Annotated in this window: 19 protein-coding genes and 1 riboswitch; of the genes, 10 read left to right on the top strand and 9 right to left on the bottom strand. The window is 40.4% G+C overall.

Translation table 11 applies throughout. The annotated features are described in order from the left end of the window. Positions 1–124: 124 nt before the first annotated feature. The 3 genes from IR083_RS06020 to IR083_RS06010 all read left to right on the top strand — a co-directional run bounded on the left by IR083_RS06020 (position 125) and on the right by IR083_RS06010 (position 4,479). Complete coding sequence (locus IR083_RS06020; RefSeq protein WP_194223637.1) at positions 125–1,369, top strand: DUF1015 domain-containing protein; 1,245 nt, start codon at positions 125–127, stop codon at positions 1,367–1,369. 112 nt (positions 1,370–1,481) lie between these two features. Then, positions 1,482–2,645, top strand: coding sequence for a nicotinate phosphoribosyltransferase (pncB, locus tag IR083_RS06015; protein ID WP_194223636.1), 1,164 nt, complete (start codon positions 1,482–1,484; stop codon positions 2,643–2,645). A 268-nt stretch (positions 2,646–2,913) separates the two neighbouring features. Continuing rightward, positions 2,914–4,479, top strand: coding sequence for a sulfatase (locus IR083_RS06010; RefSeq protein WP_194223635.1), 1,566 nt, complete (start codon positions 2,914–2,916; stop codon positions 4,477–4,479). 93 nt (positions 4,480–4,572) lie between these two features. Here the strand turns inward: IR083_RS06010 and IR083_RS06005 are convergent, their stop codons facing one another. The 5 genes from IR083_RS06005 to rfbB all read right to left on the bottom strand — a co-directional run bounded on the left by IR083_RS06005 (position 4,573) and on the right by rfbB (position 9,708). After that, positions 4,573–5,214 (bottom strand): DUF6891 domain-containing protein, encoded by a 642-nt coding sequence (locus tag IR083_RS06005; protein WP_194223634.1) that lies wholly within the window; start codon positions 5,212–5,214, stop codon positions 4,573–4,575. 35 nt (positions 5,215–5,249) lie between these two features. After that, positions 5,250–6,554: a UDP-N-acetylglucosamine 1-carboxyvinyltransferase gene (murA, locus tag IR083_RS06000; protein ID WP_006798486.1), complete on the bottom strand. Its 1,305-nt coding sequence runs from the start codon at positions 6,552–6,554 to the stop codon at positions 5,250–5,252. Between the two features lie 94 nt (positions 6,555–6,648). Continuing rightward, positions 6,649–7,656 carry a UDP-N-acetylmuramate dehydrogenase gene (gene murB, locus IR083_RS05995; RefSeq protein ID WP_006798485.1) on the bottom strand — a complete coding sequence of 336 codons (1,008 nt, stop codon included), beginning with the start codon at positions 7,654–7,656 and terminating at the stop codon, positions 6,649–6,651. A 30-nt stretch (positions 7,657–7,686) separates the two neighbouring features. Further along, on the bottom strand, positions 7,687–8,556 hold the full coding sequence (locus IR083_RS05990) for a phage holin family protein (protein WP_194223633.1): 870 nt from the start codon (positions 8,554–8,556) through the stop codon (positions 7,687–7,689). 15 nt (positions 8,557–8,571) lie between these two features. Further along, positions 8,572–9,708, bottom strand: coding sequence for a dTDP-glucose 4,6-dehydratase (gene rfbB / locus IR083_RS05985; protein ID WP_194223632.1), 1,137 nt, complete (start codon positions 9,706–9,708; stop codon positions 8,572–8,574). 198 nt (positions 9,709–9,906) lie between these two features. Here rfbB and IR083_RS05980 point away from each other — a divergent pair, with 198 nt between their 5' ends. Further along, a complete protein-coding gene (locus IR083_RS05980) occupies positions 9,907–11,241 on the top strand; it encodes an NADP-specific glutamate dehydrogenase (RefSeq protein WP_194223631.1) in 1,335 nt (444 codons plus the stop codon). Positions 11,242–11,299: 58 nt separating this feature from the next. On the opposite strand, the gene IR083_RS05975 is transcribed toward IR083_RS05980, so the two are convergent. Further along, positions 11,300–11,896 carry an IMPACT family protein gene (locus tag IR083_RS05975; RefSeq protein ID WP_194223630.1) on the bottom strand — a complete coding sequence of 199 codons (597 nt, stop codon included), beginning with the start codon at positions 11,894–11,896 and terminating at the stop codon, positions 11,300–11,302. 993 nt (positions 11,897–12,889) lie between these two features. On the opposite strand from IR083_RS05975, the gene IR083_RS05970 reads away from it, so the two are divergent. Next, complete coding sequence (locus IR083_RS05970) at positions 12,890–15,418, top strand: ATP-dependent Clp protease ATP-binding subunit (RefSeq protein WP_006798480.1); 2,529 nt, start codon at positions 12,890–12,892, stop codon at positions 15,416–15,418. Positions 15,419–15,492: 74 nt separating this feature from the next. Here IR083_RS05970 and IR083_RS05965 read toward each other — a convergent pair whose 3' ends face one another. Genes IR083_RS05965 through IR083_RS05955 form a run of 3 tightly spaced genes read right to left on the bottom strand, consistent with a single transcriptional unit; the run spans position 15,493 to position 20,038 of the window. Continuing rightward, positions 15,493–16,095 (bottom strand): hypothetical protein, encoded by a 603-nt coding sequence (locus IR083_RS05965; protein WP_194223629.1) that lies wholly within the window; start codon positions 16,093–16,095, stop codon positions 15,493–15,495. Between the two features lie 31 nt (positions 16,096–16,126). After that, the gene (locus IR083_RS05960; protein WP_194223628.1) at positions 16,127–19,486 is read right to left on the bottom strand and encodes a DEAD/DEAH box helicase; all 3,360 of its coding nucleotides are present in this window, start codon (positions 19,484–19,486) and stop codon (positions 16,127–16,129) included. A 6-nt stretch (positions 19,487–19,492) separates the two neighbouring features. Next, positions 19,493–20,038: a hypothetical protein gene (locus IR083_RS05955; protein WP_006798477.1), complete on the bottom strand. Its 546-nt coding sequence runs from the start codon at positions 20,036–20,038 to the stop codon at positions 19,493–19,495. A gap of 154 nt (positions 20,039–20,192) precedes the next feature. Next, positions 20,193–20,289: riboswitch (TPP riboswitch) on the top strand. Between the two features lie 113 nt (positions 20,290–20,402). On the opposite strand from IR083_RS05955, the gene IR083_RS05950 reads away from it, so the two are divergent. The 5 genes from IR083_RS05950 to IR083_RS05930 all read left to right on the top strand — a co-directional run bounded on the left by IR083_RS05950 (position 20,403) and on the right by IR083_RS05930 (position 26,826). Beyond that, entirely contained in the window at positions 20,403–22,631 is a 2,229-nt protein-coding gene (locus IR083_RS05950; RefSeq protein WP_194223627.1) for a TonB-dependent receptor, read from the top strand. 72 nt (positions 22,632–22,703) lie between these two features. Then, positions 22,704–23,300 (top strand): nicotinamide riboside transporter PnuC, encoded by a 597-nt coding sequence (pnuC, locus tag IR083_RS05945; protein ID WP_194223626.1) that lies wholly within the window; start codon positions 22,704–22,706, stop codon positions 23,298–23,300. A 107-nt stretch (positions 23,301–23,407) separates the two neighbouring features. Further along, positions 23,408–24,472, top strand: coding sequence for a glycosyltransferase (locus tag IR083_RS05940; RefSeq protein WP_006798474.1), 1,065 nt, complete (start codon positions 23,408–23,410; stop codon positions 24,470–24,472). Then, on the top strand, positions 24,469–25,533 hold the full coding sequence (locus IR083_RS05935; protein WP_006798473.1) for a glycosyltransferase family 2 protein: 1,065 nt from the start codon (positions 24,469–24,471) through the stop codon (positions 25,531–25,533). Before IR083_RS05940 ends, IR083_RS05935 begins: the two co-directional genes overlap by 4 nt. Before the next feature lie 3 nt (positions 25,534–25,536). Beyond that, positions 25,537–26,826 carry a hypothetical protein gene (locus IR083_RS05930; RefSeq protein ID WP_194223625.1) on the top strand — a complete coding sequence of 430 codons (1,290 nt, stop codon included), beginning with the start codon at positions 25,537–25,539 and terminating at the stop codon, positions 26,824–26,826. Positions 26,827–26,891: the final 65 nt, after the last annotated feature.

Raw genomic sequence — 26,891 nt, 5'->3', positions numbered from 1 at the left:
AAAACCACTCTTGTTTTTCATTGTTTTTATATATTTGTAACTGACAAAAAGAAAGTATTCATTATTGAAAACTCAATGCCTAATTTGAAGTATTGTTTAACCTTATTATAAAAAACAGAGTGTCATGGCTGTAATTAAACCGTTCAGGGGAATAAGACCTCCCAAAAGTATTGTAAAGGAAGTAGTTTGCCGTCCTTATGATGTCTTGAGCTCACTCGAGGCCCGTCTCGAAGCCGAAGGCAATGAGAAATCACTGTATCGTATAATTAAGCCTGAGATTGATTTTGAAACAATAATTGACGAGCATCATCAGGACGTTTACAACCGTGCGGTAGAGAACTTTAATAAATTCCAGGAAAAAGGCTGGCTGGTACAAGACCCCGAAGAATACTACTATGTATATGCCCAGACAATGAACGCAAAAACGCAGTATGGGCTTGTTGTTTGCTCCCATGTGGAAGATTACATGAACGACAGGATAAAAAAACACGAATTGACACGCAGGGATAAGGAAGAAGACCGTATGAAGCACGTACGGATAAATAATGCCAATATAGAGCCTGTTTTCTTTGCATATCCGGATAATAATGAACTGGACAATATAGTAAAGAGAATCATTTCAGGTACAGCAGAATACGACTTTATAGCAAGTGACGGTGTGGGGCATCATTTCTGGGTGATAAAAGATAAGAACGATATACAACGGATTACAGAACTCTTTGCCACAATACCTGACCTGTACATAGCTGACGGACATCACCGCTCGGCAGCTGCGGCACTGGTAGGCGCGGAAAAAGCAAAACAGAACCCGGATCATAAGGGGGATGAAGAATATAACTTCTTTATGGCAGTTTGTTTCCCCGATACTCAGTTAAATATAATAGATTATAACCGTCTGGTGAAAGATCTGAACGGATTGTCAACAGGTGAATTCCTAAAAAAGTTGAAAGAACATTTCACTGTGGAAGAAAAAGGTGCGGATATAACACCTCCTACCGGACTGCATAATTTTTCTGTCTACCTCGAAGGTAAATGTTATAGTCTGACTGCTAAAGAAGGCACTTATGACGACAACGACCCTATCGGTGTACTGGATGTGACCATCTCATCAAAATATATCCTGGACGAGATACTGGGGATTAAAGACCTGCGTTCGGATAAGCGTATCGATTTCGTCGGAGGGATCAGGGGATTAGGCGAATTGAAAAAACGTGTCGACAGCGGTGAAATGAAACTGGCGCTCGCTTTATATCCTGTGACCATGAAGCAACTGATGGATATTGCCGATTCCGGAAATATTATGCCGCCGAAAACAACATGGTTCGAACCAAAACTCCGTTCGGGACTGGTGATACACAAACTCGATTAAAAACGTTCAATTATATAATAAAAGCCGATTTTGGATTTCGATTCAACTTCGGCTTTTGTTTTTTTGTTATATAAAAAACTTATATTTGTTATTTCATTAAAAATCCGGATGTATGATAATTAAACATTTCACCGACAACGACCTTTATAAATTCTCCGTAATGCTTGCCATACAGAAACTATATCCGTGGGCGTATGTCAAGTATGCATTTACCAACCGGGGAGGGACACAGTTTCCGGAAGGTTTTGCCGAAAGAATGCGGGAAGAAGTGGCAGCAATGGCCGATCTGAAACTGACGCAGGAAGAAAAGAAATTCGTAAAGACTAAATGCTATTTCTTTGATCCTGTATTTGTCGACTTTCTCGAAGGATTCAGATATAAGCCCGAAGAGGTCACTATCGTACAAGAGGGGGGAGACCTCAGCGTAATTATAGAAGGTTATTGGTATCGTACTGTATTGTGGGAAGTTCCATTGTTAGCTATCATATCCGAGTTGTATTTCAAAATGACCGGAGTTACGCCGGCAACTGTGGAAGAGAAAGCTGTGGTAAAAGCTAAAGCGCTGAGTGGGATAGAAGCCGATTATTCGGAATTCGGTACACGGCGCCGTTTCTCCTTTGAGGTACAGGACAAAGTGGTGGGGGCACTGAAGGCCCATTCGGGAGAATATTTCAAAGGAACAAGTAATGTGTATCTGGCTATGAAATATAATACTACTCCTATCGGTACTATGCCGCATGAATGGTTTATGTATCACGGGGCTATCTATGGATACCGCTCGGCAAATATAAAAGGACTGGAAGCATGGGTGGATGTATATGACGGCAGTCTGGGGATTGCACTTACGGACACATATACGACTGACGCATTCTTTGACTCGTTCAGTCTCAAACACGCAAAACTGTTTGACGGTGTACGCCACGATAGTAGTGATCCCTTGGTGTTTGCAGACAAAGCAATCCAGTTTTATGAGAAAAACCGTATCGACCCAACATCAAAAACCCTCGTATTCAGTGATTCCCTGAATCTGGAATCCGTAAAGGCTATAAAGAATCATGTGGCGGGGCGCATGCATGATACATACGGTATCGGCACATTCTTCTCTAACGATGTAGGAGTAAAACCCCTGAATATAGTAATAAAGCTTACTGATGTGAAAGTGCATAAGAAAGACTCTAATTATTTGAAAGCTGTAAAACTATCAGATGTTGCAGGAAAGCATACAGGAGATGAGAGAGAAATTGATCTGAGTCTCCGTACCATGGGATTGATATAAAGTGTTACATTTCTAAATTTATTTTATCTATACAATGCAGAAAACAAGTGTGTTATATGATAAAATAGTGACAGCGTAAAAAAAACGAAAAAAGTTGTTACTTTTGTTACTTTTTAAAGGTTTTTGTATTGATTATAAGTCTTATAGGTGTTTCGGGTAAATGATAAAAGTGTTACTTTTTTATCCGATATCTTTAGTGTTGATCGTTCTATATGGCTTTAATCTCGCGTAATTCGTAAATAAGTATGCAAATCCTGAAATCTAAAATATGATAAATAATATTGGTGAAAAAATATTGGCAGGTGTATCATTTTCTACATGTGTGATACTTCCTGTTTTCACACAAAATACATCAAAGAATCCGAATGTCATTATTATAATGGCAGACCAGTTGCGTGCAGATTTGTTGCAGCGGGAAGGATACCCGCTGAATACAATGCCTTTTGCCGATAAACTGGCAAAAGAGGGAGCATGGTTCGACCGCGCATACACATCCGCGCCGGCCAGTGGTCCTGCACGTGTGTCTATGCTGACCGGGCGTTTTCCCGGTTCTACTCATGTAAGGTCCAATCATAATATTAAAGATGCTTATTATACGAAAGACCTTTTCGATGTGGCAAGAGAGAAAGGATATGCGACTGCTATGATTGGTAAAAACCATTCGCATCTGACTCCTGAGCGTGTAGATTATTGGAGTCCGTACGATCATGGAGGACAGCCGTCGAATAATAAAAGTAAGATAGGCGAAGCATTCGATAAATTTCTGGGAACACTGGATATGTATGCCAGTATGACTCCTTCGCCCTATGGCCCCGAAGGGCAGTTGCCTTACCGTATGGTAGATGATGCTTCCCAATGGATAGATTCTCAGGGAGAGAAGCCTTTTCTGATGTGGTTTTCGATAGCAGAGCCGCACAATCCTTATCAGGTCTGTGAACCTTATTATTCAATGTTTCCACCGGAATCACTTCCTCAAATGGGAAGTTCAGCTAAAGATCAGGAAACGAAAGGAGCCGAATATCAGCTTCTTGCCGAAATGATGGGGCAGGGGCACATCGGATATCAGCAGAATCTGCAACGCTTACGCTCTATTTATCATGGAATGTTGCGTATGATAGATGATCAGTTGGCTCGTTTTGTGAGTAACTTGAAAGCGAAAGGAGTTTATGATAACACGATCATTATATTCGTTGCAGATCATGGAGATTATGTAGGAGAGTATGGATTGATGAAAAAGGGTGTAGGTATGGATGATGCCATCACCCGTATACCAATGCAGTGGACCGGGCCGGGGATAAAAGCCTCCGCAATGCCACAGAAATCGCATATCAGCCTGATAGATATATTTCCTACCGTATGTGAAGTTATCGGTGCAGATATTCCGGTGGGAGTGCAGGGACGCAGCCTGTGGCCGATGTTGCAGGGAAAAGAGTTTCCTGAGAAGGAATTTGCAAGTGTGATGGCTCAGGATGGATTCGGCGGTATGTATTATACCAAAGCTGATGCAACTGATTATAAAGAGGAGGGAGCTGTGGGTAAAAAAGGCTTATTCTTTGATGAACTGAATACATGGACACAGAGTGGGACCATGCGTATGCTTCGCAAAGGAGACTGGAAACTGGTATATGATATGGATGGTAACGGCCGGCTTTATAATCTGAAAAATGATCCGTCTGAATTGAATAACCTGTTTAGGGATGAGAATTATGGCGATATAAAAAACGAAATGATTGAGGTCTTGCTCAGATGGGATATTTCTACTCAGGACCCTTTGCCTGTACCTCGTCAACGCTATCGTTTCAAACGGAATGAACATAATTACTTGTTTTATTAATAGCAAGGTTACATTGTGATTGTTGGACAAGTCGGGATAAAAAATAAGAGACTGATATGTAATCAGCCCCTTATAATTCTTATCGGAGTCCTTTTATTCTTCCATCAATTGCAAAACGCGGTCATAGCCCCATTTCTCTTCCACATCGTCATCCGATGTAAAGACGTTTTTCCATTTGAAATCCTGTATCTCTATTCTTTTTGAGGCAGAACCATTCCAGTCGATCGTAAATCCTGCATCTTTAAGAGCTGCTACTACTTTATTGCCAATAAGAATGGCTTCTTTATCATTCTTCTCTTTTTCCCCATAGAACCCGATACAAAGCGTTCCGGTTTCTATCACACGTTCTAAATCCTGTCCGTGGTAATAACAGTAGCCGATAGGTTTAATACCTTCGTCTTCCAGATCTTTCCATACATCCTGTACGTCATAGATGGCATCAGACTGGGTGTATCCGGCGTTGTGCAAAGCAACTATCTTTTCCTTGCAGAGGGTATCGAATACTACGCGTAGTTTTTCCGTATCAGTCGGATGCTGCCATGTTTTGCTCTCGTCCTCATTCTTTTTGTACTCCCTTTCAAATGTTTCACGAATCCATTCTTCGGAAATTTCGCTCTCCCAGCCTTCATCTTCCACAGCCTCCAGCGCATCGTTAATAATATCTTCTAATGCATCAAATCCTGATTTTATACTAATAAGGAAATGATCGTAGAGATATTTCTCATTTTCTGTCATAGTGTAAAAATTGAAAAATTGTATTATATCATATTTTAATCCAATCGCATGATGTTAGCACCGAGTTGATTGAGCCGGACATCTATATTCTGATATCCACGGTCAATCTGTTCTATATTATGGATTGTACTTTTTCCGTCGGCACACATTGCAGCTATAAGCAAAGCAATCCCTGCGCGGATATCAGGTGATGTCATCGTAGTAGAGCGCATCGGACGCTTGCCTGTACCGATAACTGTCGCCCGGTGCGGATCGCATAATATGATCTGCGCACCCATATCTATCAGTTTATCGACGAAGAACAGGCGACTTTCAAACATTTTCTGATGAATCAGTACACTGCCCTTTGCCTGTGTAGCTACTACCAGCAATACACTGATGAGGTCGGGTGTCAGGCCCGGCCACGGTGCATCGGCAATAGTGAGTATAGACCCATCGATAAATGTGTCTATTTCATACTCTTTCTGAGCAGGGATATGTATATCATCGCCTTTCCTTTCCAGATGGATACCCAATCTGCGGAAAGTGTCGGGGATAATTCCCAAATCGTCGTATGCTACATTCTTTATCGTAATTTCAGAACCTGTCATTGCGGCCATCCCTATAAAACTACCTATTTCGATCATATCTGGCAAAATACGGTGTTTTACTCCTCCGAGAGAATCTACTCCTTCTATTCTTAGCAGGTTAGAGCCTACGCCCGAAATTTTAGCTCCCATCTTATTCAGCATTTTGCTCAACTGCTGCAGATATGGTTCACAAGCAGCATTGTAGATCGTTGTTTCCCCTTCTGCCAATACGGCAGCCATCAGTATATTTGCCGTACCGGTTACCGATGCTTCATCAAGCAACATGTATGTACCATGCAGCTTCTCGGCAGTGATGTTATATATCTGTTGAGCATCATCATATACAAAGTCGGCACCCAACTTCTGTATGCCTATAAAGTGAGTGTCTAAACGGCGGCGGCCTATCTTATCACCTCCCGGTTTTGGCAACATTGCCTTTCCGAAGCGGGCTACGAGAGGGCCAATAATCATTACCGATCCCCTGAGAGATGCACTTTTCTTTAAGAATTCAGGTGTTTGTAAATAATCGATATTTACATTTTCGGCTTTGAATGACCATGTGTCTTCTCCCAATCGCTTTGTTTCCACCCCCATTTCGCCCAGCAGGGCAATAAGGTTGTTTACATCCAGTATATCCGGAATATTTTCTATTATTACTTCTTCTGGTGTGAGTAATACTGCACAGATTACCTGTAATGCTTCGTTTTTTGCTCCTTGTGGAGTTATTTCGCCGCTGAGGCGGCAACCGCCTTGTATGATAAATGATGCCATGTTATTAGTTATATGTTTAGTTGTTAGCTATCAGTTGTTAGCTATTAGCTTTTGCACAAATGGCTATAGGCTAACCGCTATGGACTAATAGTCATCAAAATATTCTTACTTCGGGTTCCAATTCTATATTGAATGTGTCTTTTACGGCACTTTGTATTTCACGCATGAAACGCACAATGTCGTTTCCATCCGAAGAACCATAATTCACGATGATAAGCGGCTGGTTAGGATATGTGCCTATATTGCCGATTCTTATTCCTTTATACCCGGCTTTATCGATAAGGAAAGCGGCTGATGTCTTCACCGATCCGTCTTTCTGTAAAAAGGCCGGGAGTTCGGGATAATCAGTCTTTATCTTTTCTACGTGTTCCTGGCTTATATATGGATTCTTAAAAAAGCTGCCGGCATTAGGCAATACTTTTTCGTCCGGTAATTTCCGTTGACGGACGCGTATTACAGCGTTGCGTACATCTTGTATCGTGGGTTCTTCTATATCTTCCAGTTCTTTGTTCAGGTCAAAGTATTTCGGTGTATAAACAAAAGTCCGTTTCAGATGGAATACAACTGAAATAATAAGGTATTTGTTCGTACGTTTAAAGATGCTGTCCCGGTATCCAAATTCGCATTCCGCATTAGAGAAAGATACCGCCTCACCTGTCACCATATTTATGGCTACAACTTCGTGGATAACGTCCTTTACTTCTGCTCCGTATGCACCGATATTCTGGATGGGCGCGGCACCTACAGTGCCGGGGATAAGGGAAAGGTTTTCGAGTCCGGCAAAACCGCGTTCGACACAATAGGAAACAAATCCGTCCCAATCTTCAGACGCATTTACTTCAATGAATATGTCCTCGTCTTCTTCCTCTTCGTCCGATATTTCACGAAGGCCTTTCAATTCGGGATGGATAACAAGCCCGTCAAAGTCTTTTGTGAAAAAGAGGTTACAGCCGCCTCCTATAATTAGTTTTTGTTCGTATGGATGCTCTGTGAGACATCTTCGGAGTTCTTCTACATTTTTGGGCTGACAAAATATCTTTGCCGATGCTTCTGTCTTGAATGAATTGTAATTTTTTAGCGAGAATTGCCTATAATAGTCCATTTCGGGAATAATTGGTTCGACATAATCCGGTTACCGCTTTCGCTTAAACCAGAAGAATAATATGGCTAAAACAGCCAGTACACCGATAATAATCAGTATGGTTTGCCAATGGAGCATCACAAATTTAACAATAAAAATCAAAGCTACCACTATAGCAACAAGCCCTGCCACCTGAATAACTCTTTTAATAATGATTTTACGTCTGGCTGCAAGTTCTTCTTCACTTAATCCGTCTTCGATTTCCTCCTCATATGTTTCAACTTTGACTTCTTTCTGTTCGGATTCTATGATAGCTTCGGTAATTGTATCCGGTTCTGTTTCGGAATCAGGATATAATTCCGATTCATAGTTTTCTTCGGACTCTAATGATATACCGGTTTCATCAGTCTCACCTACCGGATTTATATCTTCGAAAGGTACATAATTTTCCGTGTCTTCTTCAGGTGAGGATTGTAATTCTTCGTAATCTATATCTTCCGTATGGACAATCTCCATAGGTATGTCGTCCACAGAAGCATATTGAGATACTCCTTCATTTTCCTCCGGCAGATCTGCAGTTTCATCTTCTTCTGTAATCAGAATCTCATCGGGATTGTTTTCCGTATTCTCAGGTTCTGTAATTTGAGGTATGACAATCCTGCCGGCCTGTGCCGCTTCGGTATCTGTCAGACGAATGATTGTATCTACACGTGATGAGGCAACTTTAGTGTCAAAATCGCCGTTTTCAACCATTTTTATCAGTTCGTCCTCAATGGCAGGATATCTCTTCATCAGAGTCTGGCAAGCGTTAGCAAAGTCACGGAAACGTTGCATCTTGTCTATTTTTGACTTCACTTCATCACCACTTGCGGATGATATATCCAGTATTTTATCGGCCAGAATTGCTTTTAAGCGTTCCATCTTTTATTGTGTATATTATCGGTTTCCATACATTTGCTTGTAATACTTCATATAGTCACCTGAGGTAACCTCTTCTACCCAAGTCTGGTTGTTGAGGTACCAGTAGATTGTTTTCACAATGCCTGTATCGAAGTTTGTTTCGGGCAGCCACCCAAGTTCCGTGCTTATTTTTGTGGGGTCTATCGCATAGCGGTGGTCATGCCCCTGACGGTCTTTGACGAATGAAATCAAGCTGTCATTTATCCAGCTTATATCTATGCTGCCATCAGCAGCGACTTCCTTTTTATTCAATACTTCACGGTACCGGGGCTCTTTTTCCATAATATCGTGGATAGTCTTGATAACGAGCTTTACTATATCGAGATTTTTTTTCTCATTGTGTCCGCCTACATTGTAAACTTCATCGATGCGCCCTTTGTGAAGAACTGCGTCTATAGCCTTACAGTGATCTTCAACATATAGCCAGTCGCGCACATTGCTGCCGTCTCCATATACGGGCAGCTGTTTGCCGGATAAGATGTTGCGTATAATAAGCGGGATCAGCTTTTCAGGGAAATGGTAGGGGCCGTAATTGTTCGAACAACGAGTTATATTCACAGGCATTTTATATGTTTCGCCATAGGCACGCACAATCAGATCGCCTCCGGCTTTGCCTGCACTGTATGGTGAGCGGGGATCCAAGGGAGTGGCTTCAGTGAAATAGCCTTCGTCGCCTAACGATCCATATACTTCGTCTGTAGATACTTGCAGGTACTTTACGCCTTTGCGCCATATAGGATAATTATTTTCATCTTTGCCTGTTGTCCAGTGTTTTTTTGCAGTATCCAGCAAATTCTGGGTACCGAGAATGTTCACCTGCAGAAATAGTTGTGGATTTTCGATGCTTCTGTCAACATGACTTTCGGCAGCAAAATTGATGACATAGTCGATAGTGTGTTCCGAGAACACTTTCTCGGTTGCATTCCTGTCACAAATGTCCCCTTTTACAAAAGTAACTCTGGTATCTTTCAGTTCTTCTGATAATGTTCCAAGGTTTCCTGCATATGTGAGGGCATCAAATATGATAAGTTTTGCATCCGGATACACGGCCAGCATGTGTTTCACAAAATTCGAGCCGATAAAACCGGCTCCGCCTGTGATTAAATATGTCATTTCTTTTTAAATTATATTATTCGCAAAAATAAGAAAAAAACGATATTAAAAAGCATCTGTGTCACAATATATATGGTAAATATATGGTTATTCTTAATTTGAAATGAATAAATTATCGCTTTTTTGAAACAAAAGTTAACAAATGGATATTTTTTTTCTATATTTGTAGCATCCATAAATCAAAATCCGTAAATTGAAATGAAAGTAGAACAAGTACTAGAGGACTTAAAACGTCGATTCCCAAACGAGCCTGAGTACCATCAGGCAGTGCATGAAGTATTAGAATCCATTGAAGAAGAGTACAACAAACATCCTGAATTTGAAAAAGCTAACCTGATAGAAAGGCTCTGTATTCCGGACCGTATTTTTTCGTTTCGTGTAACATGGGTCGATGATAAAGGAAATACGCATACCAACATGGGATACCGTGTGCAGCATAGTAATGCTATTGGCCCGTATAAGGGTGGTATCCGTTTGCATGCATCAGTGAATCCTTCGATACTTAAATTCCTTGCATTTGAGCAAACATTTAAAAACTCTCTTACCACACTGCCTATGGGTGGAGGTAAAGGTGGTTCAGATTTTAATCCTAAAGGTAAGTCGAGCTCCGAAGTTATGCGTTTTTGTCAGGCTTTTGTGACGGAACTGTGGCGTCATATCGGTCCTGATACGGATGTTCCTGCCGGAGATATAGGTGTAGGCGGTCGCGAAGTAGGTTATATGTTCGGGATGTATAAGAAGTTGGCTCGTGAGTTTACAGGAACTTTCACGGGAAAAGGTCTTACATTCGGGGGATCTTTGATTCGTCCGGAAGCTACAGGATATGGAAATGTGTATTTCCTGCTGGAGATGCTGAAAACCAAAAATATAAATATAAGCGGTAAAAAATGCCTTGTGTCCGGTTCGGGTAACGTGGCGCAATATACCTGTGAAAAACTGATAGAACTGGGAGCGATACCTGTAACATTGTCAGATTCGAGCGGTTATATCTACGATCCGGATGGCATTACGGCAGAGAAACTGGAATATGTGAAGGAGTTGAAAGAACTTTACAGGGGACGTATCAGTGAATATGCCGAAACTTACGGGTGTAAATATGTAGCAGGTGCCCGCCCTTGGGGCGAAGAAGGCGATATTGCTTTGCCTTCGGCGACACAGAACGAGATTAGTGGCGAAGATGCGCAGAAACTTGTAGCGAATGGTGTTATTGCTGTTTCGGAAGGTGCAAACATGCCGTCGACGCCGGAAGCCATTGCTGTATTCCAGAAGGCAAAAATCCTTTATGCACCGGGTAAGGCCGCCAATGCCGGAGGTGTTTCTGTATCTGGTCTGGAGATGACTCAGAATTCGGAGCGTCTTAGCTGGTCGGAAGAAGAAGTAGATAGCAAGTTGAAATGGATTATGGCTAATATCCACGAGAACTGTGTGAAGTACGGTACAGAGCCTGATGGTTATGTGAACTATGTGAAAGGTGCAAATATCGCCGGATTTATGAAGGTCGCTAAAGCTGTAATGGCTCAGGGAATAATCTAAGGCTCAGAATAAATATTTTAAGTTTAGCGGCTGTCTTTCAGAGGATGGCCGTTATTTTTTATTCAATAAATTTCAGACTTTCTACTTTTTCGAGACGGTTTCTCAATTCTTCGAATTTAGCTTTACGTATTTCGAGAGTCATCAGGCAATCCATTTCGTAGCTCTGATTTAAAATGGTTGGCTCCAGATCTTTCACGATTTTCATCACATCATTCATAAAAGGATATTCAAAACCAAACGAAATTTGGCAATCCACAGTCTTTTTTACTATTTCTGCTTCCCTGATTGCTTCGGCTGCCGCTTCTCTGTATGCCACAATCAGTCCGCTTGTGCCAAGTTTTATCCCACCAAAATAGCGCACTACGGCAATAAGGATATTTGTCAGCTCATTGGAGTTTATTTGCCCGAGGATCGGCTTTCCTGCTGTGCCTGAGGGTTCTCCATCGTCATTTGCCCGGAAGTCTTTTCGGTCGGCACCTAGCATGTATGCCCAGCATACATGGCGGGCATCGTAATATTCTTTCCGTAATTTTTCTATTTCAGCTTTAACCTCATCGGCAGACAATACAGGAATAGCGTAGGCTATAAATTTGCTTCGCTTTTCTGTATAGATTGCTTTGGATGCATTGACGATTGTTCTGAAAGTATCTTCCATAGTCAGCAAAGATAATCTTTTCTCTTAATATTAGCTTTGAGGTGAATGTAGTAAAATATTTATAGGGAACTTTATCTATGTATTAGCTGATGGCTTTGGACTGTTAGCATTCAGCTCTTTGAAGTATTGGATTTAGGATTTAAAAAATTTGATGTTTAAGGATTCAATAATTAAAATGCGTAAAAGCTATCACTTTTGTTATTTTTTGTATAGTGTTCTTTGTGTAAGTCTTTGTGTCCCTTGTGGTAAAGAATTTTAACCACCAGGTATACGAAGAAAATCACAAAGGGTGCAAAGGGTGAAAAAGCTGTTACTTTTGTTACCTTTTAACAATTAGTAAGTATTGAGTAATAAGTTGAAAGTTATATGAGATACGAGTAGATAAAAAACGGTATACAAGTTGTTAACTGATGACTGCTAACTGTTCACTGATATATCTGTTACCTTTGTTACCTTTTTTAATATTAATTATTGATAATAAATGACTTAAATTGATAGGGGAAAGCAAAGTCAATATAAATGACGGACAGTAACAGAATAAAGAAATGAGGTAAAGAGAGGCATCAATTGGTCTTCGGTTTTCCAATTTAAAAGGCGGAAAATAGGTGGAACGAAACCCTATAAAATAGGAATGGTTGTCTCACGACAACCAATCTTCACTCCTAACCATAAATCTAATACCATGAAAAATACTTTACAAAAGTATAGAACTATTTTTATATAATCAAGCAAAAAGTAATTAAAATTATTTATTTAACATTAATGTAATATTTTTGTAATGGTTAAATATTCATATTGTCAAATATATATCCTAAAGTTTTACAATTTGAAATATTGTGTTTAGATTTGCATAACAGGTGTAAACATTATGGCATCATTTTTGTTTGAATATAATAAATTAGATTATTAAGATTTTATCTGAAATACATTTTAGAAATAAATCTTATATTTGTAACATACGCATAATTGCATAAAACATCAAATAAGACGGTTATGGAAAATAATTTTTCACCAAGAGTTCGCAAAATCATGACTTATAGTCGTGAGGAGGCCGGACGTCTGCAAACGAATTATCTAGCGCCCGAACATTTGATGCTTGGAATACTCCGCAACGGAGAAGGATTAGCCATACAGGCATTGAAGGATTTCGGAATAGATCTAATTGAGTTAAAAGACAGTATTGATAATAACATATTAAAGCAACAGGAGGATGCATACCCAAACAGTGAGATCGTATTAAGTAAAAGTACTGAGAAGATTTTGAAGATGAGCATACTGGAAGCGCGTTTGACTAAGAGTCAGGAAACTGACTCCGAGCACTTACTTCTTGCTATTCTGAAAGATCACGACAATGTTACGGCGATGTTACTGGAAGAAAATCATATGGATTACAACGGAGCTTTCACCTATATTAAAAGCATGGGTGATATAATACATAAAAACAGCAAGGAATCGCCCCGTATGGGAGCTGATTTCACAGATGATGACGACGATGACGACGAAGCTGTAGGCGGTAGCTCAAATGTGAATACCCAACAGCCGCGTCAGGCAACTGATACCCCCGTATTGGATAATTTCGGTATGGATATGACAAAAGCCGCACTGGAAAACAGACTGGACCCAATAGTCGGCCGTGAAAAGGAAATAGAACGTTTGGCGCAAATCCTGAGCCGCCGCAAGAAGAACAATCCTATACTGATAGGTGAACCCGGAGTGGGTAAATCTGCTATTGTAGAAGGACTGGCTTTGCGTATTACTCAGAAGAAAGTGTCACGTGTATTGTTCGACAAGCGAGTGATCGCTCTCGATATGGCTTCGGTGGTTGCCGGTACCAAGTACCGCGGACAGTTTGAAGAACGTATCAAAGCAATACTTAACGAATTGTCGAAAAATCCGAACATTATATTGTTCATCGACGAGATACACACCATTGTAGGTGCAGGAGGGGCAACCGGGTCACTGGATGCTGCCAATATGCTGAAACCGGCATTGGCCCGTGGCGAGATACAATGTATCGGTGCAACTACGCTTGACGAATACCGTAAGAATATAGAAAAAGACGGAGCTCTTGAACGCCGTTTCCAGAAAGTGATGGTAGACCCTACTACCGCTGAGGAAACATTGCAGATATTGCATAATATCAAGGAGCGGTACGAAGAGCATCACAATGTGAAATATACGGAAGATGCACTCGCAGCCTGTGTGAAATTGACCGACAGATATATTACAGACCGTAACTTCCCGGATAAGGCTATTGATGCCCTGGACGAAGCGGGTTCCCGTATGCATATCGCAAACATACATGTTCCTAAGGAGATAGAAGATATTGAAAAGGAACTAAAGGATGTTGTGGAACAAAAAGGTGAAGCGGTGAAGGCTCAGAAATATGAACTGGCAGCCAGCTTCCGGGATACACAACGCCAGTTGATGGCTAAACTGGATGCGGCAGAAGCTGAATGGAAAGCTTCACTGAAAGAAAAACCGGAAACTGTAGATGCAGAGATGGTTTCTGAAGTAGTCTCCATGATGTCGGGGGTGCCTGTGCAACGTATTGGAGAGTCGGAAGGGGTTAAACTTGTAGGAATGCAGGACAGCTTGAAGGCCGCGGTAGTAGGACAGGACGAAGCTGTAAACAAGATTGTGAAAGCCATACAACGCAACCGTATAGGGCTGAAAGATCCTAATCGTCCGATAGGTTCGTTTATGTTCCTTGGGCCTACAGGGGTAGGGAAAACCCATCTGGCAAAGAAGATTGCAGAACAGTTGTTCGACTCTGCCGATGCCCTTATCCGTATCGACATGAGTGAATATATGGAAAAATTCAATGTATCGCGCTTGGTCGGAGCACCTCCGGGATATGTAGGATACGAAGAAGGTGGCCTATTGAGTGAAAAAGTGCGCCGTAAACCATATTCTGTGGTGTTACTGGATGAAATAGAGAAAGCTCACCCCGATGTGTATAATATCTTGTTGCAAGTGATGGACGAAGGTCATTTGACCGATAGCATGGGGCGTAAGATAGACTTTAAGAATACGATACTGATAATGACTTCCAATGTTGGTACACGCCAGTTGAAAGACTTTGGCGGAGGTATCGGGTTCAATAAACAGTCTGCCGCTAACCGTGAGTATTCGAGAAGTGTGCTTCAAAAAGCATTGAACAAGACTTTCTCCCCTGAGTTCCTGAACCGTGTGGATGATATCATCACATTCGACCAGCTGGACAAGTCTTCTATAGAAAAGATCATTGATATAGAGCTGAAAGGATTCTATAAACGTATGGCCGAACTTGGTTACACGATCGAGCTGACTCAGGAGGCAAAAGACTTCCTAGCCGATAAAGGTTATGATGTTCAATTCGGCGCCCGTCCGTTGAAGCGTGCTATCCAAAACTATGTGGAGGACGAAATAGCCGAACTGATACTCTCGGGTGCAGCCAAGGAAGGCAGCACTATATCCTTCGAAGTAGATAAAGAGAAGGATAAGTTGAAAGCTGTGGCTCATGAACTTGCGCAAGCTTAATCGTAAGATCATTATAATAAAAGAGGTGCTGATTGTAAAAGTCAGCACCTCTTTGTATCTTATTTTAAGGTCTTTTAGTTGAGGTTTCGTACATGCCTTAATAGCTCCTCTTTGATCACTGTAATCCCAAGACTGACAATCCGGTTCGCTTCTATGAAATCCTTATCATCATCCAGCTTTCGGTGTCTGCGAACAAAATCTTCGAGGCTATCGGCATCCGTATAGCCTTCAAATATCAAATCTTTAGCTTGTTTTGCAGCTTTTACTTTTGTTGCAATATCATTTAATGAGGGAATAAGGCTCAATGTCTCTAATGCTTTATCCAGCAGTTGATAATCGAGGGATATCCCGAAATCTTCGGCTTCTACGACCCGTAGCCATTGCAGGATATTACCGATATTCTCTTTAGTGACACCATCGATCGGCTGATAGTTTTTATCATAGATATCTTCTTTGATATTAGATACAGCCCTGTTGATATCGAATTTTTCAGCTTCGTAATATTCGGCGGCAGTCTGTTCATCACAGCCTGTTTGTTCACATATCTCTTTGATGGATTTGGCTTTGAACAGATAGACGCATTTTTCTACATCCCCGTCATTTGCTTTCAATAGCTGCAAGGCTTCATGCATCGGTACCGGGACTATTCTCCGTAATTCTTTTATTTTATTGGTCATTGCTTATTCTTTTTTAGACGAAATGTAGTTATCATGGATTGATAACCGACTTATTTACAATCTCCCTGTAGATTGGGCTCTGATTCAGGATATAATCATTCCCAATCATAAATAGTTGTTCACGAGCCCGGGTGAGAGCTACATTCAGTTTGCGGTCTACAGTACGCTCGCGGTTCAGATTACTAAAGAATCTCAGTTGGTATGGCTTGTTGAAACAAAAAGAAAGGATGATAATATCCCGCTGGCTACCCTGATAGCGCTCTACGGTATCTACCATAATGTTGTTCAGTTCCGGAATTTCTGTTTCTTCCAGTTTATGCTTTATCAGGGCAATCTGATTACGGTAGGGAGTTATTACACCTATGGTCTTCCGGGTGTCAAAAGCCATGTTGTTAAGTCTGTAAATCTCAAGTATTGCTTTTATTAAAGAGATAACAACATCTGCTTCCTGTTTGTTCAGCTTATCCGAATTGTTTGTGTTGTCTGTTTCTCTGACGGGGAGAAAGGCTACCCGTTTTGTTGCGATTAATGAATGTAATTTATCTGATCTGTCGTATGTTTGATATGCCAAAGGCTTGTATTGCCTGTCAGTAGCTGCATGTAGCATATTGTCATAGAAGCTTATATTGACAAGGGACGCAATATCTTCATGCATCCTTCCGTGATAGGTCAAGGTATCATATGCTTGTGTCCAGCCTTGTTTTTGGCAGATATGAAACAGCCGCTCGAATAAGGATTCGCGGCAATCGGATAGTTGAATGTCGTTTAATACGGCCTCTTCCACTTTCGACTTACTTTCATCCTGTAAAGTGATTGTAGACAATTGTTTATGGTCTCCTATCATAATGAATTTGTCGAATAGGGGTAGAAGTCCGATAATCTGTGGTTCCAGTATTTGAGATGCCTCGTCTATGATAGCAATATTAAACCTTTTCAAGTCGAATAGTTCTGGCTTCCCGGTAATAGACGCAAGGGTACCAACAAAAATACGAGTATTATCTATGGTTTGGAGCAACTCTTTTCTACTGTCGGCCTGATGGGAGATATTTTGCAGCAGGCGATGACGGTAACCTTCACCGCACGAGAGTTCCGAACCTATACGGATATATTTGTCACACTCGTCTTCATTTTCGCTAAATGCCTGACAGATGGAGGCGCATAATTCATCCACAGCGCGATTGGTATATGCTATTACAAGGATATTTGTATTTTTCAAGGCATATAAGCATTCTATCAGTTGCCGGGCAAAAATAGATGTTTTGCCGGTTCCCGGAGGTCCTACAATCAGAAAATAATCTTCCGCAGCCAACGCTTTATCTATGATGTTCTTCTGTTTTGCCTCTTTTGTGGCATCCGTCGTTAATTCATACAGGGTGGATGAGAGCGGTTCCCGCAAGCCAAGTAATAACTCTTTTTTGTCATTGGGAGCGGACAGAAAGGCATACAGGCTCTTGTACATGGCGTTATAACTATGGTCTAGCTTGTCATGTTCCACAGCCCAGTATTTGTATCGGGAGAAGAAGTTGCGGTTTCGTTGTTTATATCTGAATCTCAAGACTACATGATATGAAGAGATCTCTACTACAGTACCTTTCAATATCTGATTTGTCAGTACTGATTCTTCACTTTTGTGGCGGGGGTAAAGAATACATATTTCTCCTTCACGGAAATTGACACACTCATCTTTGTCCCTGCTGAAGCGGATAATCATATCCCGGCCGGAATCGTCGATATCTTCTATTTCAAGATTGGCAATGAGGTCTAGAGAGTCTTGCCGTTCTTCAAAAGAAGTATTCCATAAGGCGGATACACTCATGGATGTATTATAGCCTTCGTCCCCAGTCTTTTGAAGATATAGCTCTCTGGTGATGAACCTGATATAGCGATAGAAATATATCCTCTCTAATGGAGTAGCCTTATCTATTACTTTTTCTAACTCTGCCAACTTGTCTATAAAAAACTGGGGGACACGTCTGTAATTATCCAGATTAAAAAGATTTCGGAACACTTTCTCTGCATGTTGCGTATCGCCGATATATAAATCATGCTCGGTAGCTACAATGAGATTCCGCACATTTATAATTTCTTTTTCCAGTTGCTGGTAGATCGCGGCAAAGCGAATGTTCTCTCCTGCATTTTCAGCCGAGGAATAAAGAATAGTAGGATATATATGTCGTGCATCCTTCTCGAATACACTTTGTATCATCAGGCGATAGATAGCCGTTTGTGTCTCATGATTGGGCGCTATTTTGGTCACGTCTTCGCGAGGATAAGGAGGTTTCCCCGATTTCAGTTCGATTATGCGATCTATACCCGTTTCGTCATTTGATAGCTGAAGTAAATCGAGCCGACCCTGAAACCCGTATTTCTCACAAAAGAAAGATGGCTCAAGCGTACAGGATGACGCATCGAATCCGTTTGCAGGCATATCGTTCAACACTACACGTTTTATGTTTTCGAACTGGCTCCGGGCTTTGACCATAAACTCTTTGAAAGCACCGTTATCGCTAATTTCTTTACATGCTGCATATTCGAATGGCATGGAACGGAATGATTTCATGAATATTTCTTCGAATGACAGGCTATCGGCATCCCCGGCATAAATGAGTTCATCCAAAAAGAAGTTGGCAAGATTCCCCAATAGTATGTAATGAGTGTTTGCATTGGGTTCGAATTTACGGCGGAAATAGTGCAGATATGAACTGCCATATGATTGAAAGCACTCTGCCATTGCCGAAGCATCTATCAGATAATCGGGTTCGAGTACAAACATTTTAGGAATATAGACTCCCGCATCGTCTGTTTTTACATCGATCAGGTTGAGCTGCGCGCCAATCCAAAGGCGTTCAATGGTTTCATTGAATATATTATTAACCGGAGAGACGTTGTATCTCACTATTAAACTCTTTCCGATAAGGCTTTCGGACTGGCATATAAGAAGTTCGTTTTCGGTATCTATTTCCAATACCTGTACACGTATCTTGTTGGATAAATCGTGCGGCACAGGTTCATAATCGAAAACAGTATCTTCCACATAGTTGAAATCCTGTTTTTCGCCTTCTATATATAAAAGGAAATTTTCCAGACCTTCCTTTGCTTGCTGATACTGGCCGGGAGATACCAGGTTCTTATTGTTTTGCTGCAGGAAAGATGCTTTTATGCGTATATTCTGCAACTGCCATTCCAATGATTTTGGCAATTCATATTTTTGACTGATAAAGACAAGGCGGGAGAATAAAGAGGGAAACTGCAAAGATTCACCGGCGGTGATATCCTTGCAGCCTCTCTCAAGTATCCGTTTCAGACGGATATATTTATTTCTTAATGATAGGTCGGAGCTATCTATTTGTTGTATTTCGGAGAGATAGTCAGATTGAATGAAACCGGACATGTTGGATTATCTTCGAACGGTAACATCAAGTGAGCTATCCAGATATATTTCCATTTCTACATTTCCGATACCTACTCCTTGATAGTTTGTAATATATCCATCCACAACAATATTGATCCGTCCATCTCTATAAAATTTGTACATAACATCATTCATAAAATTATAAAATTCACGATCGTTAGAAGTGTTAAATACAATCTTTTCATAGTCTTTATATACTTCTATGTCAGAGGCATAAAGGAAATCACCTACGCCCTGAACACTGATGTATAGATCCCGGATAACATCTCCTTCTCGTATATCTCCTGTAATTGTAAGAGTAGTACCCCTATATTCCATGCCTATAATATCGCCATAGCCTAAATCAGGTAGATCGCGGAACGAATAACTTCCTCCACCATTACTGGCAAAATAACCTTTATTATTTGATGTTGATAAAAAATCGCAGTACAATCCACTTCTAACTAGATAGTCATCATCGCTTTCACATGACGAGAAAGAAACCAACGCTACAATAGAAAATAGAACCGCAATAAAAATATTCTTCTTCATGTTTTTTAAGTTTTATGTTACAAAGGTACTTAATTTTATCTAATACTATATATGACTAGGAAAATCCCGTTTTGTAACATTGGAAATCCTAGTTATAGAAAAATTTTATAATAGGTAAACACTTATTTATTAAAATGGTTTAATTATCTTTGTCTCGAAATCTTAGGGGTGCCTTAAAATTACAGGCTGAGATCACACCCATTAAACCTGATCCGGGTAATGCCGGCGTAGGGAAAGAAGATGCTATTGCGCACGTGCATATTCTTAAATTCCGGGAAATCATCTTATTAAACCCCTTTTTTGTTTAACGTCAAAGTATGAAACAAGAGTGATTGTCTTATGCTTATAAAAATTTAGTATGTAAATGAAAAAGGTATTTTTAGCTTTTGCTGCTTTTGTAATAACTGGAGCAGGAGCTGTTTATTCACAACAACAGGCGGATAGCCTTAAACTCATAAAACTGGAGGAGGTTGTCGTATCTGCCACCCGGGTAAGCCGGGGAGCACCTATCTCGTATTCAGATTTGGGAGAAGTGGAAATTAAAAAGGACAATGCCGCAAAGAACATTCCTTTTATATTACAATCCTTACCATCGGTAGTCTCATATACCGAAGGCGGAACAGCCGTAGGAAACACGGCGCTTCGTATCAGAGGTACGGATGCGAGCCGTATAAATGTGACATTGAACGGTATGCCGCTAAATAATCCGGAAAGCCAGGAGGTATATTGGGTTAATCTGCCGGACTTGTCTAACTCATTGCAAAGCATGCAGGTGCAGCGGGGAGTGGGCACATCGACAAACGGCACGGCCTCTTTTGGAGCCAGTATCTCTATGCAGACAGCCGGAGGAAAGGGAAATAAAGCCTATGCCGACCTGTCATCTGCCTATGGGCAATACAATACTTTATTGCTGACAGGCGCAGCCGGAACAGGTATCATGAAAAGCGGACTGTCGCTCGATGCCCGCTATTCGTATATCAGGAGTGACGGATATATCCGCAACGGAAAGGTAGACCATAAGAATATATATGCGGCGTTGTCACACTATTCCGATAAACAACTGATTCGTCTTATTTATATGAATGGTATTCAGCATACGGGTATTACATGGGAAGGTATAAGCCCTGATACGCTAAAAATTAACAGACGCTACAATCCTGCCGGAAAATATAAAGATGATAATGGCAGAACCCAATATTATGATAATGAAACGGATAATTATTATTCTAATATCGGGCAGTTGATTTATACCCGTTATCTGACAAACAGGCTGACTCTGAATGTAAACCTGAGTTATAATAATGGTTACGGCTATTACGAGAATTATAAAGTGGATGAGGCTTTTGCAGATTACGGACTAGGAAAACAAATTGTAGGAGGGACGACTTATGAGAGTTCGGATCTTACATTGCGTAAACTGATGCAAAATGACTTCTATGTAGGCGGTTTCAATCTGGATTATAAAGCGGGTAAGCTGGGCATTACGGCCGGAGCAATGTACAGCTACTATGATGGATCGCATTATGGTAGACTATTGTGGGTAAAGCATAATGAGGATATCCCGGAAGGGTATAACTGGAATCGGAATACAGCCGTGAAACAGGACATGAACGCCTTTCTTAAAATGGAATACCGCCCGGTAGATAACTTGTCGCTATTCGCAGAGGTACAAGAAAGGTATATAGATTATCGCATGAATGGATTGGATGATGATCTGATGGATTTGACCAATAAGAATTATTATAATTTTATAAATCCGAAAGGAGGTCTTTCGTTCCGGTTCAGTAACTATAATGAGATCTACGGATCATTCGGCATTTCAAATAGGGAACCATTACGGGCTGACCTGAAAGAATCACTGAAAGGCGGAGGTTCGCGAAGTATTGCTCCCGAAAGGTTATATGATTATGAGTTAGGTTATAAGTATGCTAATTCGATAGTTTCGTTCAGTGCCAATTTTTACTATATGGACTATAAAGACCAGTTGGTGCAAACCGGAAAGCTGAATGATATCGGTTATAAGTTGCAGGAAAATGTACCTGACAGTTATCGTACAGGCATAGAATTATCATTGGCTTATACCCCTACCGAATGGTTGCGTTTGGATGGGAACCTGACATTGAGCCGTAATAAGATAAAGAATTATACGGTTTATTACGATCTGTATGATAATCAGAATGACTGGAATCAGGTAGGACAAGTTTCGGAATTCCATAAATCAACCGATATTTCATTCTCTCCGAATACGGTAGGTAGCCTCGGCGTTACATTCAAACCATTCGAGAAAGAAGATTTTACGCTGTCTTTTATCAATAAATATGTTGGTCGTATGTATTATGATAACACTTCGAACGCCGATAATCGTTTATCCGATTATTTTGTAACCGATATGGTGGCTTCATATACACTGGATGCCCCTAAAATTGGTAAATTTGACCTTCAGTTCTTTATCAATAATCTGGCAAGTATCAAATATAGTGCGAACGCATGGGTATATACCGCCCGTTTCAAAGATGGAAGCGAATCGGTTGACCGTGGATTATATCCTCAGGCAGGAGCGAACCTGCTGGGAAAAATAAGATACCGTTTCTGATAGAAATGTAATAATAACGGCGGAGTATCTCATAGCCATACCGAGATGCTCCGCTAATTTTGGAAAATAACGATGGATATAATTCTTTCTTTTGTAGAAAATAACTGGGTAAGCATAACCGGCGCAATTATAGGGCTGGTTTTCCTATATCTGGAATACAAGGCAAATGTATGGATGTGGGCGGCAAGTATCGTTATGGCTGCATTCTATATCTATATATTCTATAAGACGGGCTTGTATGCCAGTATGGGGATTTATATCTATTTTTTTCTGGCCTCAGTCTATGGATGGATAGTATGGATCATGCGTAACAGGGACAAAGATTCGGGAGCGGAGATTATTACCCATGTCGGGAAACGATTTATTATTCCCATTATCTTAGGAGTGATAATTATTTCGTTGTTGATTTATCTTATTCTGATACAATTTAGCCACAACCCGTCCTTTGTTACTATCGGGGATGCCCTTACCACATCGCTCAATATTGTCGCGTTGTGGATGATCTCCCGTAAGTGGGCCGAGCAGTGGTTGCTCGTAATACCTGCGAATGCTGTATCAGGCATATTATTATTCGTACAACAAGATATTATGTCCGGTATATTATTTTTCATCTTCTTTATCGTTTCTATTTTTGGATATATCAATTGGCGAAAGATGATTGTCAGATAATTAAGGATTTTAAAATAAACTAAAGAAAATATATAAAAGTCATATTTTTCTCAATAATAGATTATTCCTATTATCTTTACAATTCAAAATTGTAGGCAAAGCATTAAATGAAGATTTTCCAGATCATAACAGTTTCAGAATATGGGGGAGCGCAGACGATTGTGGCAAATCTGGTTAAAACTTTGAGTTCCGAACACGAACTATTTGTTTTATATGGAGGAGATGGTGAAGCGTGGAACGCTTTAGGAAATAATTTTACAAAAATAAAATTAAACAATCATCGCAAAGAGGTATCGATAAGAGATATAAGTCTGCTCTTCAAACTTTATTATTATAGATTCAAATATAATCCCGATGTAATACATCTTCATTCCTCGAAGATGGGTGTATTGGGACGTATTGTCTTCAGTCGTAAAAAAACAGTATATACGGTTCATGGATTTGACTCGATACGGAAAGCGTTTAATCGTTTTTTGGTTGTCGAACGTTTTCTCAAAAACAGTGTATATCGAATAATAGGGGTCAGCCAATACGACGTAGATAGTATGCGTGAGGAAGGTATCTATAAGAATGTAGAATGTATATACAATGGCGTTACGGACCAGTATCTGGAGCAAATTGAAATAAAGGACCGGATTACGACAGAACTGGACAGATTGAAATCATCCTATTCTAAAATAGTAATGTGCATATCCCGTATCTCAAAACAAAAGAAATTTGACCTTTTCCTTGATATAGCGAAACAAATGCCGCAATATGCCTTTGTGTGGATTGGAAATAAAACAGATATGAATGACGTTCCTTCCAATGTCTTTTGCTTGGGTGAGGCACATCTGGCATGCTCCTACCTGAAATATGCAGATTTGTTTATACTGCCGTCCAACTATGAAGGATTACCCATGTCCCTGTTAGAGGCATTGGCTTTCGGAGTTCCGGTGGTTGCTTCGGCCGTAGGAGGTATAACAGAGGTCCTTGACGGTAAAAATGGATTTGCTGTAGATAATGATGTAAATCTCTTTACAGAAAAGATAGAATACATCTTTTCGGATGAAAATATAAAAAAAAGCATGTCAATACATGCAAGACAATCATATCTTGCTAACTTTACAATCGAAAAAATGGTAGACGGATATAAATCCGTCTTTAACGCAATCCTTGCAAATAAAAGATGAACAAGCCTCTGGTCTCGGTATTGATGCCTTGTTACAATGTGGAGAAGTATGTGGAAGAATCGATGAACTCGATTTTGAATCAGACATATACCGATTTGCAGATTGTAGCAATTAATGATTGTTCTACTGACAATACCGGCCGGATATTACATGAACTGGCAAAAAAAGATTCCCGGATAACGGTCGTGGAAAATGAAGAAAATCTGAAACTTATAAAAACACTGAATAAAGGAATCAGCCTTTGTAAAGGTGAATACATCGCCCGCATGGACGCGGATGATATAGCTTTGCCTACCCGTATAGAGAAGGAGGTCGCATTCCTGGAGAGAAATAAAGAACATGATATTGTCAGTACACTTTTTTATGCTTTCAGAACAGAGAATGCCGGTAAACGGGATTTGCATCACAGCCCTCTGAAAGATGAAGAATTAAGGGCATATTTGCTGTTTAAATCGGGAATTTGCCATCCGGCTGTAATGATCCGAAAACGCTTGTTCACAGAATTAGGACTGAGTTTCGAGCCTGAGTATCTTCATGTCGAAGATTATGCTTTATGGTCTAAAGCTATGTATAAAACGAAACTTGCTAATATTGGAGAACCTCTTCTTTTGTACCGTGTTCACCAACATCAGGTGTCGTCATTAAATGAAGAATTACAGACAGATAATAAGAAAAAAGTTTTTAAAATCCATTGTTTCCGTCTAGGCTTACCTACAGACGATGATTTTCTGGAAATATATTCATCCGTAGCTGAATGTGTACCTCTGCATTCATCTTTCAGGTATTTAGACCAATGTGAAGAGTTTATGCTCTCATTAATTCGGGTAAACAGGGATAACCCATTTTGTGATGCGGCATATCTTGAACGCATGCTATCAGTTCACTGGCTCCGGTTATGTGCAAACTCGCGTCTGGGATTGAAGGTGCTGCGCAGGTTGAAAGAGTCTCCATTGTATAAGGAAGAGAATTATACCTCAAGAGATTTTGCTATTCTTTACACAAAGTGTACTTTTAAACTCAAATATAGAAAGTCGCTTATTTACAAATTTGTATTCAGGTAATATATGTCCAAGCTAAAGCAGATTATACCGATGTTTTTGCCGTTGATACTGATGTTTTACTTCATATATCCGCAGGCACTTGACGTACGGGGGTCTTCCTTTATTCTCTTATCCGGGGTATTGGGGCTGGGGCTATACACTTATCATAACTTTCCATTCAGGGAGGTGATATATGTAATAGCCGGCTTGCTTGTGATGCTTTTTATATTTTACACTTCGGGGTGGCTGAATAATATGAGTGACCCTTATACATTTGGTTATATCAGAAGTCAGATCGCATGGTTCTTTTCGGCATATCTGGTTATTTTCTCCATATATAAGATACATAAGAAACCCTCATTCAACACAGTTCTACTGTATATTGCCGCAGCTATAGGATTGCAGGCACTGATCACATTCGGAATGAATCAGAGCGATGCTATACATGATTTTTTCTTTTCTATACAGATGCAGGCCGAATATACAGAAGATGTTATGGAAGAAGGAGGAAGTCAACGGCTTATGGGGTATGGTATCGCCTTCTTTGGGGCAGGGGTTATAAGCGGGATAGGACTTATTGTAATTTCCTATCTGCTAATGAGGCTGAAATTAAACAGTATAGGTTTTATTACATTAGCCATGCTATATGTCTTTACCTTCTATATCGGTCTGTTTATGGCTCGTACAACAGTTATCGGGGCTGCTGTTGGCTTGGCCGTCATCGGAATTTTATACCTATGGGATAATAAATCGGAGAGAAAGCAGGCGAAGATATTTCTGATTTCTTCCATTTTTATGATGGCAGGAGGATATATTTTTGCGATGTTTTATTTCCCGCATTTTTCTGATTGGGCTTTTGAGCTGTTTACAAACTTTATAAGAACAGGTAAACTGGAAACCCGCTCGTCTAACGGATTGGAGGAAATGTTTCTGATTCCGAAAGATTTGGATACTCTTATTTTCGGTTCCGGAAGAATGTCTTTCTTTGGAACAGATGTCGGATACTCGCGAATGCTCTTCTGGGTAGGGGTTCCAGGGACTATTTATTTTTATTGTTTTGCAATGTTCGTAACCCGGCTTTATTTAACTAAAGACTGGGCCGTAAACCTGATGTCGGCGGCGATAATTGTCTATTCATTAGGATTGAATGTGAAAGGATGGGTCGATCTAAATCTGATTATATATCTGTTCTTCTTTTATTTCATGTTCTATAAATACTATATCTATATACCAAGCCGTAATATAGGAACGAGGACCCTGGCTAGCTTCAGAAATGAAAAGAAAATAAGAAGCAGGAAATCGACCATATCATAAGTAGCTGAAAGCAAAAAAGAGATTTAGTCACAACTAACCGTGGCTCTTATATATAAAAGGAATAA

Source organism: Dysgonomonas sp. GY75 (assembly GCF_015234155.1).
GTDB lineage: Bacteria > Bacteroidota > Bacteroidia > Bacteroidales > Dysgonomonadaceae > Dysgonomonas > Dysgonomonas gadei.
The sequence above is the reverse complement of the archived record's forward strand: the minus strand, read 5'-3'. Positions and strand labels throughout refer to the sequence as shown.

What these genes read in the sequence shown, in the direction of transcription:
- IR083_RS06020 (WP_194223637.1), top strand. Translation starts at nt 125, where the DNA reads ATGGCTGTAATTAAACCGTTCAGGGGAATAAGACCTCCCAAAAGTATT.
- pncB (WP_194223636.1), top strand. Translation starts at nt 1,482, where the DNA reads ATGATAATTAAACATTTCACCGACAACGACCTTTATAAATTCTCCGTA.
- IR083_RS06010 (WP_194223635.1), top strand. Translation starts at nt 2,914, where the DNA reads ATGATAAATAATATTGGTGAAAAAATATTGGCAGGTGTATCATTTTCT.
- IR083_RS06005 (WP_194223634.1), bottom strand. Translation starts at nt 5,214, where the DNA reads ATGACAGAAAATGAGAAATATCTCTACGATCATTTCCTTATTAGTATA.
- murA (WP_006798486.1), bottom strand. Translation starts at nt 6,554, where the DNA reads ATGGCATCATTTATCATACAAGGCGGTTGCCGCCTCAGCGGCGAAATA.
- murB (WP_006798485.1), bottom strand. Translation starts at nt 7,656, where the DNA reads ATGGACTATTATAGGCAATTCTCGCTAAAAAATTACAATTCATTCAAG.
- IR083_RS05990 (WP_194223633.1), bottom strand. Translation starts at nt 8,556, where the DNA reads ATGGAACGCTTAAAAGCAATTCTGGCCGATAAAATACTGGATATATCA.
- rfbB (WP_194223632.1), bottom strand. Translation starts at nt 9,708, where the DNA reads ATGACATATTTAATCACAGGCGGAGCCGGTTTTATCGGCTCGAATTTT.
- IR083_RS05980 (WP_194223631.1), top strand. Translation starts at nt 9,907, where the DNA reads ATGAAAGTAGAACAAGTACTAGAGGACTTAAAACGTCGATTCCCAAAC.
- IR083_RS05975 (WP_194223630.1), bottom strand. Translation starts at nt 11,896, where the DNA reads ATGGAAGATACTTTCAGAACAATCGTCAATGCATCCAAAGCAATCTAT.
- IR083_RS05970 (WP_006798480.1), top strand. Translation starts at nt 12,890, where the DNA reads ATGGAAAATAATTTTTCACCAAGAGTTCGCAAAATCATGACTTATAGT.
- IR083_RS05965 (WP_194223629.1), bottom strand. Translation starts at nt 16,095, where the DNA reads ATGACCAATAAAATAAAAGAATTACGGAGAATAGTCCCGGTACCGATG.
- IR083_RS05960 (WP_194223628.1), bottom strand. Translation starts at nt 19,486, where the DNA reads ATGTCCGGTTTCATTCAATCTGACTATCTCTCCGAAATACAACAAATA.
- IR083_RS05955 (WP_006798477.1), bottom strand. Translation starts at nt 20,038, where the DNA reads ATGAAGAAGAATATTTTTATTGCGGTTCTATTTTCTATTGTAGCGTTG.
- IR083_RS05950 (WP_194223627.1), top strand. Translation starts at nt 20,403, where the DNA reads ATGAAAAAGGTATTTTTAGCTTTTGCTGCTTTTGTAATAACTGGAGCA.
- pnuC (WP_194223626.1), top strand. Translation starts at nt 22,704, where the DNA reads ATGGATATAATTCTTTCTTTTGTAGAAAATAACTGGGTAAGCATAACC.
- IR083_RS05940 (WP_006798474.1), top strand. Translation starts at nt 23,408, where the DNA reads ATGAAGATTTTCCAGATCATAACAGTTTCAGAATATGGGGGAGCGCAG.
- IR083_RS05935 (WP_006798473.1), top strand. Translation starts at nt 24,469, where the DNA reads ATGAACAAGCCTCTGGTCTCGGTATTGATGCCTTGTTACAATGTGGAG.
- IR083_RS05930 (WP_194223625.1), top strand. Translation starts at nt 25,537, where the DNA reads ATGTCCAAGCTAAAGCAGATTATACCGATGTTTTTGCCGTTGATACTG.